Raw genomic sequence first — 16,851 nt, 5'->3', positions numbered from 1 at the left:
GTGGCTAACCGGAACATTGGTGGAACGCAATTGCCTTCGCTCGCATTGCGGGTCACAGATACGCCGATGCGTCAGAAGGAACTCAGGATCGCACTCGTCTGCTACGGCGGAGTGAGCCTTGCGGTCTACATGCACGGCGTCACGAAGGAATTGTGGCACGTGGCGCGAGCCAGCCGGGACCACCTTTCGGGTGAACCTTCGCCCGAAGGCGTGCGAGCGGTATACCGCGCACTTCTTGGCCGGATACGCGACCATCACGGCCTGCGCCTGAGGGTGTTGCCAGACATCGTCACGGGGGCAAGCGCGGGCGGGATCAACGCCGTGTTCCTCGCCCAGGCGATTCATTCGGGGGCCAGCCTCGAGCCATTGACCGAGCTATGGCTCGAAACTGCCGACGTCGACCGCCTGCTCGATCCGAAGGCCCGACCCTGGTCGCGCGCGGCCAAGCTCTGGGCCATGCCCCTCGTTTGGTGGCTGCTACGGCGCCCCGGCAACGCGGTAAGCGAAAGTGTTGCCCCGGAGACCCGGTCCGAAGTGCGGCGCAAGGTTTCACATCTGATCCGTGGTCGCTGGTTCGAACCGCCCTTCTCGGGCCTCGGCTTTTCCGCACTGCTCCACAACGGGTTCATGGCCATGCAGCACGGCGCTCACGAAGCGCCGCTTCTGCCAGCAGGTCATCCGATCGACCTTCTCGTCACCGCGACCGACTTCCGGGGCCACCTGTCGATGCTGCGGCTCAACAGTCCTCCCGTCGTCGAGGAGAGCGAACACCGGCTACCCATCGCGTTCCGCGCGTCGGTGCCGGTGGAAGGCGGGCAGAGCATCGCGGATCCGCTCGAACTGGTTTTCGCCTGCCGTGCGACTGCCAGCTTTCCCGGCGCGTTTCCGCCGATGCGGTTAGCGGAAATCGACGCCTTGGCCGCCGAGCGGGGGCGGGACTGGGTGGGTCGCCGCCGCTTTCTCGAGCGGATCATGCCGGTGCACGTGCGCCAGGGTAACGAGGAGCACGCCTCGCTGATCGACGGGTCGGTTCTCATCAACGCACCCTTCGCCGGTGCGCGTGCCGCGCTGCCATCGCGACCGGCGCAGCGCGAGGTGGATCGCCGGTTCGTCTATATCGACCCCACGCCGGATCGCTTTGGAACGGGAGGTGAGCGGCACGACAAGCCGGTCGGGTTCTTCAGCGCCATCGTTGGCTCCATATCGGCCATCCCGCGCGAGCAGCCCATCCGCGACAACCTGGATGCGCTCGAACGGCAATCGCGAGAGGCGCTGAAACTCACCCGCATCGTCGGCGCCTTGCGCCCGCAGGTCGAGGAAACGGTCGAACGATTGTTCGGGATGACCCTGTTCCTCGACAAGCCGACGCCCAAGCGGCTCGCGAACTGGCGCAACAAGGCGCAGAACGCGGCGGCCGAGCGCGCGAGCTACACCTTCCATCCCTATGCCCAGGCCAAGGTCGCCGGGATCATCGAAACACTGGCGCAACTGGTTCTCGATGCCGCGCCGGCCCTCAAGCTGCCCGAACCCGACGCGATCGCGAACCGGTTGCGACAGGAGCTCGACGCGCGGGGTCTTGGTTCGCTGATCGATACGGGCGGCGGCGCCAGCGATGCGGCAATCGAATTCCTGCGCGCGCACGATCTCGCCTTTCGCATACGCCGATTGCGCTTGATTGCACGGCGGTTGTCGCGCGACTGGGAGGCCGATCCTGCGATCCCAGACACCGACCTCGAAGCCGCGCGGGAGGCGATCTACCGGATCCTCGCGCTCTATTTCGCTCGCGAGAGCGTGGACAGCCTCGGTGAAGGTTTCACCGAAGTTGCCGAGCAGGTGATGATCGATCCCGGGCGGGTCCTAGACGAGCTGGCGCAGTTGCGCGACCTTGCTGAAGTGGACCGGCAGGCCGAGCAAATGCTCGCTGCGGCGCTTGAAGCGATGCCGAAGGAACTGCGCCGCAAGGTCCTTCTCGGATACCTCGGCTTTCCGTTCTACGATGTCGCCACCCTGCCGCTGTTGCAGAACGAGGGACTGACCGAATTCGACGCGGTGAAGGTAGATCGGATCAGCCCGGAAGACGCGCGATCGATCCGTGCAGGCGGCACCCGCGCGACCTTGCGAGGGACCGAGTTCTTCAATTTCGGCGCTTTCTTCAGCCGGGCATACCGCGAAAACGACTATCTTTGGGGCCGGCTGCACGGCGCGGAACGTATGATCGATCTGGTGACATCGACCGTGGACGATTTCTCGGAAACGGAAAAAGCCGATTTCAAGCGCCGCGCTTTCCTGGCGATCCTGGATGAGGAGCAGGAAAGGTTGAAAGCAAACCACGGCCTGCTGGAGCGCGTGCGGGCGGAGATCGAGGAGCGCATGCCGGCGGATTGATCAACTGCGGGCGAGCCTCTCGACCAGCAACCGGGCGGCCTGCGAAACATGGGTCCATGTGAAGGCGAACGCATCCGCGCTTCCGTAGTAGGGATCGTCCACGTCGTCGCTCTTCCGATCCGGGATCGTTTCGAGCAGAAGCGACACCTGCGCGGTAGAATCCGGGGGCATCATCGCCATGAGGTCCGCAAGGTTTTTCCTGTCGAGCGCGAAGATGTGATCGAACCGGCGGAAGTCATCCTGGACGACCTGTCGCGCAGTGAAGTGCGCAATGTCGATGCCGGCCTCGCGCGCTACAGCAATCGAACGTGGATCGGGTGCCTTGCCGACGTGCCAGTTCGCGGTTCCGGCGGAATCGATCTCGACATCGAGGCCAACGCGTTCAGCTTCGAGCCGGAAAGCCGCCTCGGCGAGCGGGGATCGGCAAATGTTGCCGAGACACACGAACAATACGGCGGGCCGATTGGCGCTCACCCGCCGAATGCTTCCTTCAGACGATCGAGGAAACCGCGGCTCTCCGGGCACTCGTCACCGGTTTCGGTGGCACGGAATTGCTCCAGTATCTCGCGCTGCGCCTTGGTGAGCTTCGTCGGGGTCTCGACCACGATCTCGACCACAAGGTCGCCGCGACCGCGCCCCTGGAGGACGGGCATACCCGCCCCGCGCACGCGCAACTGCTTGCCGCTCTGAATGCCTGCCGGAATGGTGACCGTGTGATGGTCGCCGCCAAGGTCGGGGATGTCGATGCTGTCGCCCAACGCCGCGGTGGTGAAACTGATCGGGATACGCGTCAGCAGCGTCGTTCCTTCGCGCTGGAACACGCCGTGCGGTCGCACGTGGACAAATATGTACAGGTCGCCCGGAGGCGCGCCGCGCGGGCCCGCCTCACCTTTGCCCGAAAGTCGGATGCGCGTGCCAGTATCGACCCCCGGCGGGATTTCGACCTCCAGTGCCTGCGGCTTGTCGATGCGGCCCTCGCCGCCGCAATCGCGGCACGGGGTTTCGATCACTTCGCCGCGCCCGTGACAGTTGGGACACGCGCGTTCGACCACGAAGAAGCCCTGCTTGGCGCGGACTTTGCCCATGCCCGAACACAGATTGCAGCGCCGTGCAGAGGTTCCGGGCTTGGCGCCCGATCCCTCGCACGTGCCGCAAGTCTGGCTGACCTCGATCTCGATCTCGCGCGTCTTGCCGTGGAACGCCTCGTCGAGGGTGATTTCCATGTCGTAGCGCAAGTCCGCACCGCGTCGAGGTTGCTGACGGGCGCCACCGCCTCCGAAGGCGCTGCCGAAGATCGTTTCGAAGATATCGCCGATGTCGCCGAAGTCGGCCCCCGGATGGCCGCCCCCACCCATCCCGCCGTTGAAGGCGGCATGGCCATAGCGGTCGTAGGCCGCACGCTTCTGCGGGTCCTTGAGGCACTCGTAGGCAGCCGAAACCGCCTTGAACTTGTCCTCGTTCTCCTTGCAGCCGCCATTCCGGTCGGGATGGAACTGCATCGCGAGCTTGCGATAGGCGGCCTTGATCGCCGCGTCGTCCGCTGTGCGGGACACGCCGAGAACTTCGTAGAAATCGATTTCGGTGGCTGACATTTACCCCGGCCCCAAACTCAGCCGCCACCGGCGCGGTGTGCACCGGTGGCGGACTGTGTTTCCATGTGGCTGATCAGCCCTTGGCGTCTTCGTCGACTTCGGAGAACTCGGCGTCGACGACGTCCTCGTCGGCCTTGCTCTCGCTCGAAGCGGCGGCGTCTTCACCAGCCGGGGAAGCCGAAGCCTGCTCCTGACTGTAGATGGCCTGGCCCATCTTCATGGCGACGTCCGTCAGCGCCTGCGCCTTCGCGGTGATCGCGTCGGTATCATCGCCTTCGAGCGCGGTCTTCGCTTCCGCCAGTGCCGTCTCGACCTCGCCCTTGAGTTCGGCGTCGATCTTGTCGCCGTGCTCCTGAAGCTGCTTCTCGGTCGCATGAACCAGGCTGTCGGCCTGGTTGCGCGCTTCGGCGCCGGCACGACGCTTCTTGTCCTCTTCGGCGAACTTTTCAGCGTCACGGACCATCTGATCGATGTCCGAATCGCTGAGGCCGCCCGAGGCCTGGATGCGAATCTGCTGCTCCTTGCCGGTGCCCTTGTCCTTGGCGGACACGTTGACGATGCCGTTCGCGTCGATGTCGAACGTGACCTCGATCTGCGGCACGCCGCGCGGCGCGGAAGGGATTCCGACGAGATCGAACTGGCCCAGCAGCTTGTTGTCCTGCGCCATCTCGCGCTCGCCCTGGAACACGCGGATCGTCACCGCCTGCTGGTTGTCCTCGGCGGTCGAGTAGGTCTGGCTCTTCTTGGTCGGGATGGTCGTGTTGCGGTCGATCATCTTGGTCATGATGCCGCCCAGCGTCTCGATGCCCAGCGAAAGCGGGGTCACGTCGAGCAGCAGCACGTCCTTGACGTCGCCCTGGAGCACGCCCGCCTGGATCGCGGCACCCATCGCAACCACCTCGTCGGGGTTCACGCCGGTGTGCGGTTCCTTGCCGAAGAACTCCTTCACGACTTCGCGCACGCGGGGCATGCGGGTCATGCCGCCGACGAGCACGACGTCGTCGATCTCGGAAGCCTTGAGGCCGGCATCGGCCAGCGCCTTCTTCATCGGCTCCTTGGTGCGCTCGATCAGGCCGGCGACCATCTTTTCGAGGTCCGAACGGCTGATCGTTTCCACGAGGTGGAGCGGAGTGGTGCTGCCACCTTCCATGCGCGCGGTGATGAAGGGCAGGTTGATCTCGGTCGTCTGCGCGCTCGAGAGCTCGATCTTGGCCTTCTCGGCCGCTTCCTTGAGCCGCTGCAGGGCGAGCTTGTCGGTGCGGAGATCCATGTTCTCCTTCGACTTGAACTTGTCCGCGAGGTGCTCGACGATCGCGGCGTCGAAGTCTTCGCCGCCCAGGAACGTATCGCCGTTGGTCGACTTCACCTCGAACACGCCGTCGCCGATCTCGAGGATCGACACGTCGAAGGTGCCGCCGCCAAGGTCATAGACCGCGATCGTCTTGCCGTCGTTCTTCTCGAGACCATAGGCGAGCGCGGCCGCGGTCGGCTCGTTGATGATGCGGAGCACTTCGAGACCTGCGATCTGCCCGGCGTCCTTGGTCGCCTGGCGCTGCGCGTCGTTGAAGTATGCGGGCACGGTGAGGACCGCCTGGGTGACGGTCTCGCCAAGATAGCTCTCGGCGGTTTCCTTCATCTTCTGGAGGATGAACGCGCTGATCTGGCTGGGCGAATAGTCCTCGCCGCCGGCCTGAACCCAGGCGTCGCCGTTCTTGCCCTTGACGATGGTGTAGGGGACCAGCTCGGTGTCCTTCTTGGTCACCGGATCGTCGAAGCGGCGGCCGATAAGGCGCTTCACCGCGAAAATCGTGTTGTCGCCGTTGGTGACTGCCTGGCGCTTGGCCGGCTGGCCGATCAGTCGCTCGCCATCCTTGGTGAACGCGACGATCGATGGCGTGGTGCGAGCGCCCTCGGAATTTTCGATAACCTTGGGCTTGCCGCCGTCCATTACGGCGACGCACGAGTTCGTGGTGCCGAGGTCGATACCGATAACTTTGGCCATGGTTTCCCTATTCGTTCTGATACGTTGTTGGACACCGCCATTCGGACCTCCCGCATTCGCGGCAAGGGCCTTTCGGCAGCTCGGGTTGCGCGGGCGATATAGGAGCGGAATTTCTTGGCACAAGAGATTGGGGAGGCTACCTGAGCCGCCTGTTCCATAGGGGGAAATCGATGTTCCGACGTTCGTTCATGGCCTTGGCGCTGGCTACCGGCACACTTTCGCTCGCCGCCTGCGGAGAGACGCCGACCGAGGCGCCGGGTGCCGAAACCGGCATCCCGGGCATGAAGATTTCGAACGCGCGGATGGTTTTGGCACCGGTGGCGGGCAATCCGGCGGCGATCTATTTCGATCTCGCCTATGAAGGCGACCGCGGCGTTGCGCTCAACCGGGCCGAAGTGAAGGGCGCCAAGAGCGCGATGTTTCACGATTACGGCGAGTACGATTTCAAGGTCCAGATGATGGAAATGCTGCCCGTCCCGTTGAAGAAAGGCGACACCGTCACCTTCGAGCCGGGCGGCAAGCACCTGATGGCGATGGACGTCGACCCCGCGCTAAAAGCCGGCGGCACGACCGAGGCCACGATCATCGTTTCCGGCGGGAAGCGCCACACCTTCCCGGTGGAAATCCGCGCCGCGGGGGATGAGCGCTGAGCGAAGGCCTCGACCACATTGACATAGATGCGCAAGGCCAACCCCCGGCCTGCCCCATCGGCGGCGAGCGCGCACTGACGACTGGCGAGATCGCGCTCGCCCGCAGCATTTTCGGCGACGCGATCGATTATTCGCAAGTCACGATCCGGCGCCGCAAGTGGTTTCCCTTCCAGCCGCGCACGGTGACGATGGCGCCGCGCGGGCACCTTCATTTCCACCCGACGAGCGACAATTACTGCGAAGATTTCGCCACCGCCGACATCTGGCGCAAGGCGCATTTCATCCATGAAATGACCCACGTCTGGCAGGTTCAGGCCAAGGGCAAGTGGTGGCTCGTGCTCAACCGGATGCCGTGGGAGCGGTACGAGTACAGCCTGCGCCCCGGATGGGCGCTGGAGAAGTACGGGATCGAACAGCAGGCCGAGATCGTGCGCCACGCCTTCCTGCTGCGAAACGGCATCCGGCTCGCCGGGGTCGGCGACGCGTCCGCTTACGACATCCTCGTGCGGTTTCCGGGAGCTGCCTGACCGCATCCGAACGCGGACGTTACGTCATCCCCGATAATTTCCGCGCCGACCTTGAGCGATCCGGTTTCGCTTGATACTTCCTTGACCATCGATCCGGGCGGCCCAACCCGCGCCCGGCCCACGGTGCACCCCAATGGAGCTTAAAGACTACGGCATGTCGCGGGAACGCGGCTTCCTTTCGCATTACGAGATTGACGAGATCGCCCTGCCCGCCCTGTTCGACGAGGTGAAAGCAGCGGCCGGCAATCTTTCGGGCCTGATGTCCACCGGGCGCGTGCGCCACTGGCTGGACCAGCTCGCCGACCCCGGGCTCGAGGACTGGGCGCGAGAGGCCGCCGAGGAAGAGGTCCGCACCGCGATGGTGCATTACAGCTTCCTGGTGCAAGCCTACGTCTGGGGCGAGCCGACCCCGCCGCAGCATTTGCCCGCGAACCTGTCGCGCCCGATGGTCGCGATCGCGGACCGGCTCGGCCAGGCCCCGCTGCTCCCCTATTCGGCCTATGTGCTCGACAACTGGGCGCGGCTCGACAAGTCGGGCCCGATTGCGCTCGAGAACATCTACATGGTCCAGAATTTCCTGGGCGGTGACGACGAGAACTGGTTCGTGATGATCCACGTCGCGATCGAGGCCGAGGCCGGCGTGCTGCTGGACAACGCCGCACGGCTCGTGACCGTGGCGAAAGCCGGTGATGCCGCCGAGGCCGAGCGCCTGCTGGTCGAGATGGATCAGGCGTGGGAGCGCATATACGGCCACTTCGCGCGGATGCCCGAGCGGTGCGATCCCTACATCTACTTCCACCGCGTTCGGCCCTACATCCACGGATGGGCCAACAATCCCGCGCTCGATGGCGGAGGCCTGGTCTACGAGGGCGTCGATCGCTTCGAGATGAAGCCGCAGGCCTATCGCGGGCAGACGGGCAGCCAGTCGAGCATCGTTCCCGCGATGGACGCGCTGTTCCAGGTCGGCCACTCGGACGATCCGCTGCGCCAGTTCCTCGACGAGCTGCACCAGTATCGCCCGGTTCCGCACCGCCGCTTCATCGAAGACCTCGCGGCACAGTCGACCTTGCGTGATTTCGTGCGCGCATCAGGCTCGCAAAGCCTGAAGGATGCCTTCAACGCGTGCCTCAACCAGAGCGCCCGCTTCCGCACCCGCCACCTCGAGTACGCGGCGAGCTACATCAACAAGCAGGCAGGTAGCATCGCGGGCAACGACCCGGATGTGGGCACGGGCGGCACTCCGTTCATGAAGTACCTGAAGAAGCACCGCGACGAGAACGCGGCGCAGTTGGTCTGATAAATGTCGTTTACGGGAGTTTCACTTCCCTGCCGATAAATCAGGGTTGTGGAACTTCCAATACATCATCTCAGCGTCCAGCCACGCCCATTCGAATCATACGAAAGGGTCAAACTAGATTTCCTTGACGCTTTTTTCGCTCTGGAGTTGCAAGTCGGGCTCTGGTTGGCATTACTCGGGAGAACAGATGCGGGGACACCCTTTGGTCAGCGTATCCAGGCTCTTGCCGATCATCCGGACCTCCAGAAACGCGCCTCCGCGAAACAACTCAAGAGAATTCGCGATTTAACGCAAGAATGTAAGCCATTGGTCCGACTTCGAAATAATCTCGTGCACTCAAGAGCTGTAGGCTGGTCAACCGAAGAAAATGCAACTGTCCTCTTGTCGACATTACCGTTAGCAGTGGTCGAGCGAGACGCGGTTCTTCCAATAGAGTTGGCGGTTATTTCTTCCGCCCGGAGTCAAGCAAAACGCCTCGCCGGATTTCTTGCGCTCTGGCTTTCGCAAAGCGGCCCAAGGCAGATAAACTAGCCTTTCTTCGCCACCCCAACCATCGCCGGGCGCAGCAGGCGATCCTTGATCATCCAACCGCTCTGCATTTCCTGAACCACCGTGCCGGGCTCGTGCTCGTCCGTGGGGATTTCGAGCATTGCCTGGTGCTGGTTCGGGTCGAGCGGCAGGCCCTGCGCGGCGATGCGGGTGATGCCGTGCGCGGCGAATACCTTTTCCACCTCGCGCTGGGTCGCCTCGATCCCGGTGACCATCGCCTTCATGCGCGGGTCGTCGTGCAGGTCCGCCGGGATCACCTCGATCGCGCGGACCAGGTTGTCATAAACCGACAGGATGTCGCGGGCGAAGCCGGTCGCGGCATAGGCGCGCGCATCGGCGACGTCCTTTTCCATCCGGCGACGCACGTTCTGCGTCTCGGCGCGGGCGTACAGTACGTCCTGCATCGCCTTGTCGAGATCGTTCTTGAGCGCCGAGAGCGCCTCGGACAGGTTGTCCTCCTCGCCTTCGGGTTGGTCGTCGATCATGTCGGCGGGCACGCCGTCGAGTTCCTTCGCCACGGCCTCGTCGGCCGCCTGCTTTTCATCTTCGATCATTGTTTGTGTCGTCGCTATCCGATGATTTTGCCCAAGGCCCTCATCTTACTGAGGGTTTGAGCCGTGAAATCCACCATGGGGACCACGCGCGCATAATTCAACCGAGTCGGGCCGATCACCCCCACCACGCCGACCACCCTGCCCTCGCGATCGCGGTAGGGCGAAGCGATGACAGACGAGCCGGACAAGGCGAACAGCCGGTTCTCGCTGCCGATGAAAATGCGGGTCGCCTCCGCCGTGCGCGCCGATTCGAGGAGTTCGGCCACCGCCTGCTTTTTTTCAAGGTCGTCGAGAAGCTGGCGCACCCGCTCGATATCGCCCAACGCGGTTTCGTCGAGCAGATTGGCCGCGCCGCGCACGATGAGGACCGGGCGTCGCGCAGCGTCCTCGCTCCACACCGCCAGGCCGCGTTCCACGAGGTCGCGGCTCACGGCATCGAGCTGCGATCGACCGTCGGACAGCTCGGCCCGCATCGCCGCCGCCGCCTCCGCCAAACTACGCCCGGCAAGCCGCGCGGTGATATAGTTGCCCGCCTGCTCGAGCGCGGAGGCGCTGGCGGGTTCGTCGAGATCGATCACGCGGTTCTCGACCCCGCCGTCCTCGCCAACCAGCACCGCCAGCGCGCGCGTAGGCGCGAGCGGGACCAGCGTGAGCTGCGCCAGCCGCGGTTCGCGGCGCGGGACCATGACCATCCCGGCCGCGCCCGAAATGTCGGACAGCAGCGCACTCGTCGCCTCGAGCGCCGCTTCGATCGGTCCGCGCGCCGACAGCCGGTCCTCGATCGCCCGACGCTCTTCCGCCGACGGCTCGGCCACCTGCATCATACCGTCCACGAACAGGCGCAGCCCCGTTTCGGTGGGCATGCGCCCGGCGCTGGTGTGCGGCGCGGCAAGCAGACCGAGACCTTCGAGTTCCGCGAGGACCGACCGGATCGAGGCCGGCGACAGGTTCAATCCGCCGCCGCCTTCGCTCTTCGGCCCGGCCAAAGTCTTCGATCCGACCGGTTGTCCATTCGTAAGGTAGCCCTCCACCACCAGCCGGAAGATATCCCGGGCGCGGGTGTTCAATTCGGTGACAGGCGGAGCAGACATCTCGCCGCAATCTAGAGCCCGCCCTTGCGGCGGCAAGGGGCAAGAGCCTAACGGGCAATTCGACTCACAAAGGAAACACCATGCGACCTTCCGGCCGCGCGCCCGACGAGATGCGCGCCATTTCGATCGAGACCGGGTTCACCAAGCACGCCGAGGGCTCCTGCCTCGTGGGCTTTGGCGATACCCGCGTGCTCGTTACCGCGAGCGTCGAAGAGCGGATTCCGCCGTGGTTGCGCGGCAAAGGCGAGGGCTGGGTAACCGCCGAGTATTCGATGCTGCCGCGCGCTACACACACCCGCGGCCAGCGGGAGGCGGCGAAGGGCAAGCAGAGCGGGCGCACGCAGGAAATCCAGCGACTGATCGGACGCAGCTTGCGCGCGGTGGTCGACCTCAAGAAGCTCGGCGAGCGGCAGATCGTGCTCGACTGCGACGTGATCCAGGCCGACGGCGGCACGCGGACGGCGGCGATCAGCGGAGCATGGGTGGCATTGCGGCTGGCGGTCGACAAGCTGATGGCATCGGGTGCGGTGACCGCCGATCCGATCGGGGCGAAAGTGGCCGCGATCAGCTGCGGCATCGTGGGCGGCACCCCGGTCCTCGATCTCGACTATATCGAAGATTCGGGCGCCGATGCCGATGCCAACTTCGTACTGATCGAAGGCGGCCGGATTGCCGAGGTCCAGGCGACCGCCGAAGGCGCGACCTATGACGAAGAAGGCCTGCTGCGCCTGCTCCGCCTTGCCCAGATCGGTTGTGGCCAGGTCTTCCGCGCTCAGGAGGAGGCGACCCGCACATGACGCGCCGGATCGGTTCGGGCACGCTGGTGATCGCCACGCACAATGCGGGCAAGCTGAAAGAGATCGGCGCGCTGCTGGAACCGTATGGCGTGAAGTGCATCAGTGCGGGATCGCTCGGCCTGCCCGAGCCGAAGGAAACCGGCACCACGTTCGTGCAAAACGCCCTGCTCAAGGCACGCGCCGCCGCCGAGGCCTCGGGTCTCGCCGCGCTCGCGGACGACAGCGGCCTGTCGGTCGCTGCGCTCGACGGCAGGCCGGGGGTCTATACCGCCGACTGGGCCGAGCGGCAGTGGTTCGAGGGCGATCCCGGCCGCGACTGGTACATGGCGATGGGTAAGGTCGAGGGGATGCTCCAGGCCAAGGGACCGGACGCCGCGCGAGCCGCATGGTTCTCTTGCGTGCTCGCGATCGCGTGGCCGGATGGGGAGACGGCGGTCTATGAAGGCCGGGTCGACGGCTCCCTCACCTGGCCCCCCCGCGGCACGCTGGGCTTCGGATACGATCCGGTGTTCGTTCCTGCTCCGGATATCATCGGCGGACGCGACATGACGTTCGCCGAACTCGAGCCGCAGGAAAAACACCGCATCAGCCACCGCGCCGATGCTTTTGCCAAGCTGGTAGCCGAGCAATTCGGCTGATCAGCCGACTTTTTCGCCGAACGTGTTTCCAGGCGGGTTGTAGCGGCAGACGAGAAAGTCATTGATCGCGCCCTTGGCGACCGCGCAGCCGACTTCGGTCGTACGCGGCCAGATGATCTGGGTGTAATGGGCGACATCGGCCCAGTTGCCTGTCCGGCTGACCTGCGGAAACGTGCCGGGGCGGAACTTGGTCCTTTCGGAGAGGAAACCTCCGATCATCTCCTCGGCGCTGAAGTAACCGGCCGAACCCATCCAGAGGTTCTCGCCCATGTTTCGGCGCCGCTCGGTGTCGGCGTGCTCCAGCGAACCCTTGCTTGACAGGTGCTCGGCCCATTCGTGGGCGTCCTGCGCCAAGCGACTGGACCACGACAGGCGCGGCAGACCCGCGCGGCCGCGTTCGGTGTTATGTGCTTCGAGAAGGCGATGCGCGAAGTCGTTGCGCGCCTGCGCCTCCACGGGCAGGACCGCGAACGTCGCCCCGAGCATTGCGAGCGCGCCGATGGCAGGCGCGACGAAAGAACCCATCCTCATGGGCTTTGGGGTATAGCCAACCCGCTTAACCGATTCTGTATCGATCAAGGTAAATGACCCGCGCGCTCTACACCCACTGGCCGTTCTGCCTGAAGAAGTGCCCCTATTGCGACTTCAACAGCCATGTCCGGGACGGCGTGGAGGTGGACGCCTGGCAGGCGGCGCTCATCGCCGACATGCGCCACGAGGCGGCGCTGGCAGGCGGAGAGCCGCTCGAATCGATCTTCTTCGGGGGTGGGACACCTAGCTTGATGTCCCCCGCCCTCGTCGCGGCGCTGCTGGCCGAGGCGGAGCGTCTGTGGGGCTTCGCACCCGGAATCGAGATCACGCTCGAGGCCAATCCGTCCTCAGTCGAGGCCGCAGCGTTTGCCGGTCTCGCCGCAGCCGGGGTGAACCGCGTTTCGCTGGGACTACAGTCGCTCGACGACGAAGCGCTGCATTTTCTCGGGCGACTGCACGGAGTCGAAGAAGGGTTAAAGGCGCTCGACACCGCTCAAAGGGTCTTCAAGCGGGTCAACGCCGATTTCATCTATGCTCGACCCGGCCAGACCGAAGACGACTGGCGTGCCGAGTTGACCAGTGCGCTTGCGCTGGGGACCGATCACCTCTCGCTGTACCAGCTCACCATCGAACCGGGGACGCGCTTTGCCACCGATGTGCGATTGGGGGCGTTCACGCCGCTAGACGACGATCCGGCTGCCGACCTTTTCGCGATGACCGCCGCGATGACCGGCGCGGCTGGTCTGCCGGCCTACGAGGTGTCGAACCACGCTAGGCCCGGGCAGGAAAGCCGCCACAACCTGACTTACTGGCGATATCGGGACTATGCGGGCATCGGTCCGGGAGCGCACGGACGGCGCGGCGGCGCGGCGACCGTGCGGCACAAGAAGCCGGAGAACTGGCTCGCCGCCGTGACGGAGCAGAGCCACGGTATCGCCGAGGAGCGGGTGTTGGATCATCGCGAGCAAGCCTCCGAAGCGCTGCTCATGGGCCTTCGCCTTACCGAGGGTGTCGACCTTGCGGACATATCCGCGCGGTTCGGCGTTCCCATTCCCGACCTTGTCGTTGCAGAGCGGCTGGCGCTTTACAATTCTCTTGGATTGGTCGCGGCGAGCGGCAACCGCCTGATTGTATCGCCTGCCGGAATGCCGCTACTCGATGCCCTACTTGGGGAACTCGTCCCGGCGGCGTTGGTCGAGGCGTGAGCCGGTCCGACCTCCTGGCCGTGTGGGGCGATCATCTGCGCGACGGGCGTCGCAGGTCGCCTCATACCGTGCGCGCCTACGTAGCCGCCGCTGGTCGCTTTCTGGATGCTGGCGGGCTGGAGGAGTGGAGCGAGGTCGCTGCGCTCGACGGTCTCGCGCTCCGCCGCCAGCTTGCGCTGCGCCGCGCCGAGGGGATCGCCAACGCTTCGGCAGCGCGCGAGCTTTCCGCCCTCAAGGGCTTCGTCGCTTTCGCCCGCGCGCAGGTCGGCGACGACGCCATCGCGCCGCGATTGCGGGGTCCGAGGCTCAAGAAAGGCCTACCCCGCCCTGTCACACCGGACGAAGCGGTGAACCTGGCCGACCTTGTAGCGGGTAGCGCGGCGGAGGACTGGATCGGAGCCCGCGATCGGGCGGTGCTGTTGCTGATGTACGGCGCGGGCCTGCGCATCGCCGAGGCGCTGTCGCTGACTGGCCGGGACTTGCCGCTAGGGGAGACCCTGATGGTGACCGGCAAAGGCGGCAAGCAGCGCGTGGTGCCGCTGCTGCCCCTCGTGCGCGCGGCGGTGGCGGACTACGTGGCGAAGTGTCCCTGGCCGATCGACGGCGCCGAGTCGATCTTTCGCGGCGCCAAGGGCAGGTCGCTTGGTCAGGGGATGGTGCAGAAGGCGATGGCGCGTGCGCGCGTGATCCTTGGCTTGCCCGCCACGGCGACGCCGCACGCCTTGCGACACAGCTTCGCGACGCATCTGCTGAGTGCGGGGGCCGATCTCAGGAGCCTCCAGGAACTGCTCGGCCACGCGAGCCTGGGTTCCACCCAGATCTATACCCGCGTTGATGCGGCGACGATGCTCGATACTTATCGCAAGGCCCACCCCCGCTCGGATTAGTCTGTCGAGGGCGTCCGCATGTGACGCGGTTTCCAGGTCGCGACTCGCCAGATGTAGGCGCCCACCGCCATCACGACGAGACCAGCGATGATCCAGCCCATCATGCCCTCGTAATCGGCAAGCCACGCGGCCAGCGCCTTGCCGCCGAGGATGAGCAGCACGTTCCAGATGGCCGATCCGGCTGCGGTGAATAGCAGGAAGCGACCCACCGGCATGTGCGCCAGGCCTGCCGGCAGCGAGATCATGGTCCGCAGGAATGGCGAGAAACGCAGGAAGAACACCACCCACTGTCCGTGACGCTGGAAGAAGCGCGTCGCCGCTTCCATGTGCTCCCAGTCGATGGTCAGCCACCGTCCCCAGCGGTCGATGAACGGACGGGTTCGCTCGTAGCCCCACTTGTCGCCGATCCAGTACCAGGCATAGTTGCCTGCAACCGTGCCCAGCGTGCCTGCGATCAGTAGCGGCCAGAACGTCATTTCGCCGCGCGCGATCAGGAGGCCGCCCACGCCCATGATGACTTCGCTGGGAACCGGCGGGAAGATGTTCTCCAGAGCCATCAGCACGAAGATGCCAAGGTAGCCGCCCCGCGCGATCGCTTCGATGATGAAATCGTGCATAGGTCCCTAACGTCGGAAGGCCGCAAAGGGTTCGCAAGTGCCTTTGCCTTGTCGCAAACGCCGCGCTATCCGCCGTCGATGGAATCGGTTGAGACTGTCATCGCCCAACTGGCGGAAATTCACGACCGCGCGGTGGAAACCCTGCGCGCGGACATTCTGGCGTTTGCCCGCGAGGGAACCCTGCCCGACGCAGCCAAGCGGCTCGACGGGAGCTATGCCTATCCCGAACTCGTGATCCGCTATCACGGCGAGCCGCCGTCGAGCACCCGCGGCCTGGCCTATGGCCGCCTGAACGCGCCGGGCACTTATGCCACCACGGTCACCCGCCCGCGCCTGTTCGCCGATTACCTTGCCGAGCAGCTCGAACTGATCGCCGCCGACTATCCGGTCGAAGTGACGGTCCGCGCCTCGCGGCAGGAAATCCCATTTCCCTATGTGCTCGATGGCGAGGCGGGGTCGATCCTCGCCGGGATCGAGCCGCAGGTGCTCGCCCGCCACTTCCCGGCGACCGAGCTGGCGCTGATCGGCGACGAACTGGCCGACGGGATCGAGCTTGGCGGACCCGACGATACGATTCCGCTATCGCTGTTCGACGGACTGCGCACCGATTTCAGCCTGGCGCGGCTGGCGCACTATACGGGCACCAGCACCGAGCATTTCCAGCGCTTCATCCTGTTCACGAACTATCACCGCTATGTCGATGAATTCGTTGACTGGGCGGCCGAGCAACTCGGGTCGAACGGCTATACCGCGCTGGCTGGCGCGGGCGGCCTGTTCGTGACCGAGCGAATGGCGAACGCACGGATGCAATTGAGCGATACGGCGTGGCGGCGGCACCAGATGCCCGCCTATCACCTAATCGGCGAGGGCCGCGGCGGCATCACCCTCGTCAACATCGGCGTCGGCCCGTCGAACGCCAAGACGATCACCGATCACCTGGCAGTCCTGCGGCCCGAGGCATGGCTGATGATCGGCCACTGCGGCGGCCTGCGCCCCAGCCAGAAGATCGGCGACTACGTTCTCGCCCACGCCTACCTGCGCGACGATCACGTGCTCGACACCGTCCTGCCGCCGGAAATACCGCTTCCTGCCATCGCCGAGGTGCAGCAAGCGCTCTACGGCGCGGCGGAGGAAGTTTCGGGGGCACAAGGGGCCGACCTCAAGCAGCGGATGCGGACGGGCACGGTCGTGACGACCGACGATCGCAACTGGGAGCTCCAGTACAGCACCTCCGCGCGCCGGATGTCGCTGTCGCGTGCCGTCGGCGTCGATATGGAAAGCGCGACGATCGCGGGCCAGGGATACCGCTTTCGCGTACCCTACGGCACGTTGCTGTGCGTCAGCGACAAGCCTCTGCACGGAGAGATCAAGCTGCCGGGCCAGGCGAACAAGTTCTACGAAGAGGCGATTGCCGCGCACCTGCAAATCGGCGTCGCCGCCTGTCGCCGCCTCAAGGAAGAAGGCGAACGGCTTCACAGCCGCAAGCTGCGCGCCTTCAACGAGCCGCCTTTCCGTTAGATTTCAGCGAA

Annotated in this window: 16 protein-coding genes; 9 read left to right on the top strand and 7 right to left on the bottom strand. The window is 65.1% G+C overall.

Annotated features, from left to right (window positions below):
* Positions 1–66 precede the first annotated feature (66 nt).
* Positions 67–2,385 carry a patatin-like protein gene (locus tag AR323_RS13125; RefSeq protein ID WP_057884426.1) on the top strand — a complete coding sequence of 773 codons (2,319 nt, stop codon included), beginning with the start codon at positions 67–69 and terminating at the stop codon, positions 2,383–2,385.
* Here AR323_RS13125 and AR323_RS13120 read toward each other — a convergent pair whose 3' ends face one another.
* From AR323_RS13120 to dnaK, 3 genes are all read right to left on the bottom strand, one after another.
* A complete protein-coding gene (locus tag AR323_RS13120) occupies positions 2,386–2,859 on the bottom strand; it encodes a low molecular weight protein-tyrosine-phosphatase (RefSeq protein WP_057884425.1) in 474 nt (157 codons plus the stop codon).
* A complete protein-coding gene (gene dnaJ / locus AR323_RS13115) occupies positions 2,856–3,977 on the bottom strand; it encodes a molecular chaperone DnaJ (protein WP_057884424.1) in 1,122 nt (373 codons plus the stop codon). Before dnaJ ends, AR323_RS13120 begins: the two co-directional genes overlap by 4 nt.
* Positions 3,978–4,050: 73 nt before the next feature.
* Positions 4,051–5,979: a molecular chaperone DnaK gene (gene dnaK, locus AR323_RS13110; protein ID WP_057884423.1), complete on the bottom strand. Its 1,929-nt coding sequence runs from the start codon at positions 5,977–5,979 to the stop codon at positions 4,051–4,053.
* A 170-nt stretch (positions 5,980–6,149) separates the two neighbouring features.
* On the opposite strand from dnaK, the gene AR323_RS13105 reads away from it, so the two are divergent.
* The 3 genes from AR323_RS13105 (at position 6,150) to AR323_RS13095 (ending at position 8,453) form a co-directional block, all read left to right on the top strand.
* The gene (locus tag AR323_RS13105) at positions 6,150–6,629 is read left to right on the top strand and encodes a copper chaperone PCu(A)C (protein WP_057884422.1); all 480 of its coding nucleotides are present in this window, start codon (positions 6,150–6,152) and stop codon (positions 6,627–6,629) included.
* A 182-nt stretch (positions 6,630–6,811) separates the two neighbouring features.
* On the top strand, positions 6,812–7,156 hold the full coding sequence (locus AR323_RS13100) for a vgr related protein (protein WP_321164552.1): 345 nt from the start codon (positions 6,812–6,814) through the stop codon (positions 7,154–7,156).
* Between the two features lie 133 nt (positions 7,157–7,289).
* Positions 7,290–8,453 (top strand): PrnB family protein, encoded by a 1,164-nt coding sequence (locus AR323_RS13095; RefSeq protein ID WP_057884420.1) that lies wholly within the window; start codon positions 7,290–7,292, stop codon positions 8,451–8,453.
* Positions 8,454–8,980: 527 nt separating this feature from the next.
* Here AR323_RS13095 and AR323_RS13090 read toward each other — a convergent pair.
* Entirely contained in the window at positions 8,981–9,556 is a 576-nt protein-coding gene (locus AR323_RS13090; protein ID WP_057884419.1) for a nucleotide exchange factor GrpE, read from the bottom strand.
* A gap of 14 nt (positions 9,557–9,570) precedes the next feature.
* Positions 9,571–10,647, bottom strand: a complete 1,077-nt coding sequence (gene hrcA / locus AR323_RS13085) for a heat-inducible transcriptional repressor HrcA (RefSeq protein ID WP_057884418.1) — start codon at positions 10,645–10,647, stop codon at positions 9,571–9,573.
* An 80-nt stretch (positions 10,648–10,727) separates the two neighbouring features.
* On the opposite strand from hrcA, the gene rph reads away from it, so the two are divergent.
* Both rph and rdgB read left to right on the top strand, forming a co-directional pair.
* Positions 10,728–11,444 carry a ribonuclease PH gene (gene rph / locus AR323_RS13080; protein WP_057884417.1) on the top strand — a complete coding sequence of 239 codons (717 nt, stop codon included), beginning with the start codon at positions 10,728–10,730 and terminating at the stop codon, positions 11,442–11,444.
* The gene (rdgB, locus tag AR323_RS13075) at positions 11,441–12,082 is read left to right on the top strand and encodes an RdgB/HAM1 family non-canonical purine NTP pyrophosphatase (RefSeq protein ID WP_057884416.1); all 642 of its coding nucleotides are present in this window, start codon (positions 11,441–11,443) and stop codon (positions 12,080–12,082) included. Before rph ends, rdgB begins: the two co-directional genes overlap by 4 nt.
* Here rdgB and AR323_RS13070 read toward each other — a convergent pair whose 3' ends face one another.
* Positions 12,083–12,613 carry a CAP domain-containing protein gene (locus tag AR323_RS13070; RefSeq protein WP_235510631.1) on the bottom strand — a complete coding sequence of 177 codons (531 nt, stop codon included), beginning with the start codon at positions 12,611–12,613 and terminating at the stop codon, positions 12,083–12,085.
* Positions 12,614–12,666: 53 nt separating this feature from the next.
* On the opposite strand from AR323_RS13070, the gene hemW reads away from it, so the two are divergent.
* Entirely contained in the window at positions 12,667–13,818 is a 1,152-nt protein-coding gene (hemW, locus tag AR323_RS13065; RefSeq protein ID WP_057884415.1) for a radical SAM family heme chaperone HemW, read from the top strand.
* Positions 13,815–14,705, top strand: a complete 891-nt coding sequence (locus AR323_RS13060; protein WP_057884414.1) for a tyrosine recombinase XerC — start codon at positions 13,815–13,817, stop codon at positions 14,703–14,705. Before hemW ends, AR323_RS13060 begins: the two co-directional genes overlap by 4 nt.
* On the opposite strand, the gene AR323_RS13055 is transcribed toward AR323_RS13060, so the two are convergent.
* Positions 14,702–15,322 (bottom strand): DedA family protein, encoded by a 621-nt coding sequence (locus tag AR323_RS13055; protein WP_057884413.1) that lies wholly within the window; start codon positions 15,320–15,322, stop codon positions 14,702–14,704. The genes AR323_RS13060 and AR323_RS13055 overlap by 4 nt on opposite strands.
* A 78-nt stretch (positions 15,323–15,400) precedes the next feature.
* Between AR323_RS13055 and AR323_RS13050 the strand changes: the two genes are divergently transcribed.
* Positions 15,401–16,840 (top strand): AMP nucleosidase, encoded by a 1,440-nt coding sequence (locus AR323_RS13050; protein ID WP_057884412.1) that lies wholly within the window; start codon positions 15,401–15,403, stop codon positions 16,838–16,840.
* Positions 16,841–16,851: the final 11 nt, after the last annotated feature.

Source organism: Tsuneonella troitsensis, assembly GCF_001441535.1.
GTDB lineage: Bacteria > Pseudomonadota > Alphaproteobacteria > Sphingomonadales > Sphingomonadaceae > Tsuneonella > Tsuneonella troitsensis.
This window is presented reverse-complemented; position numbering and strand designations above follow the sequence as displayed.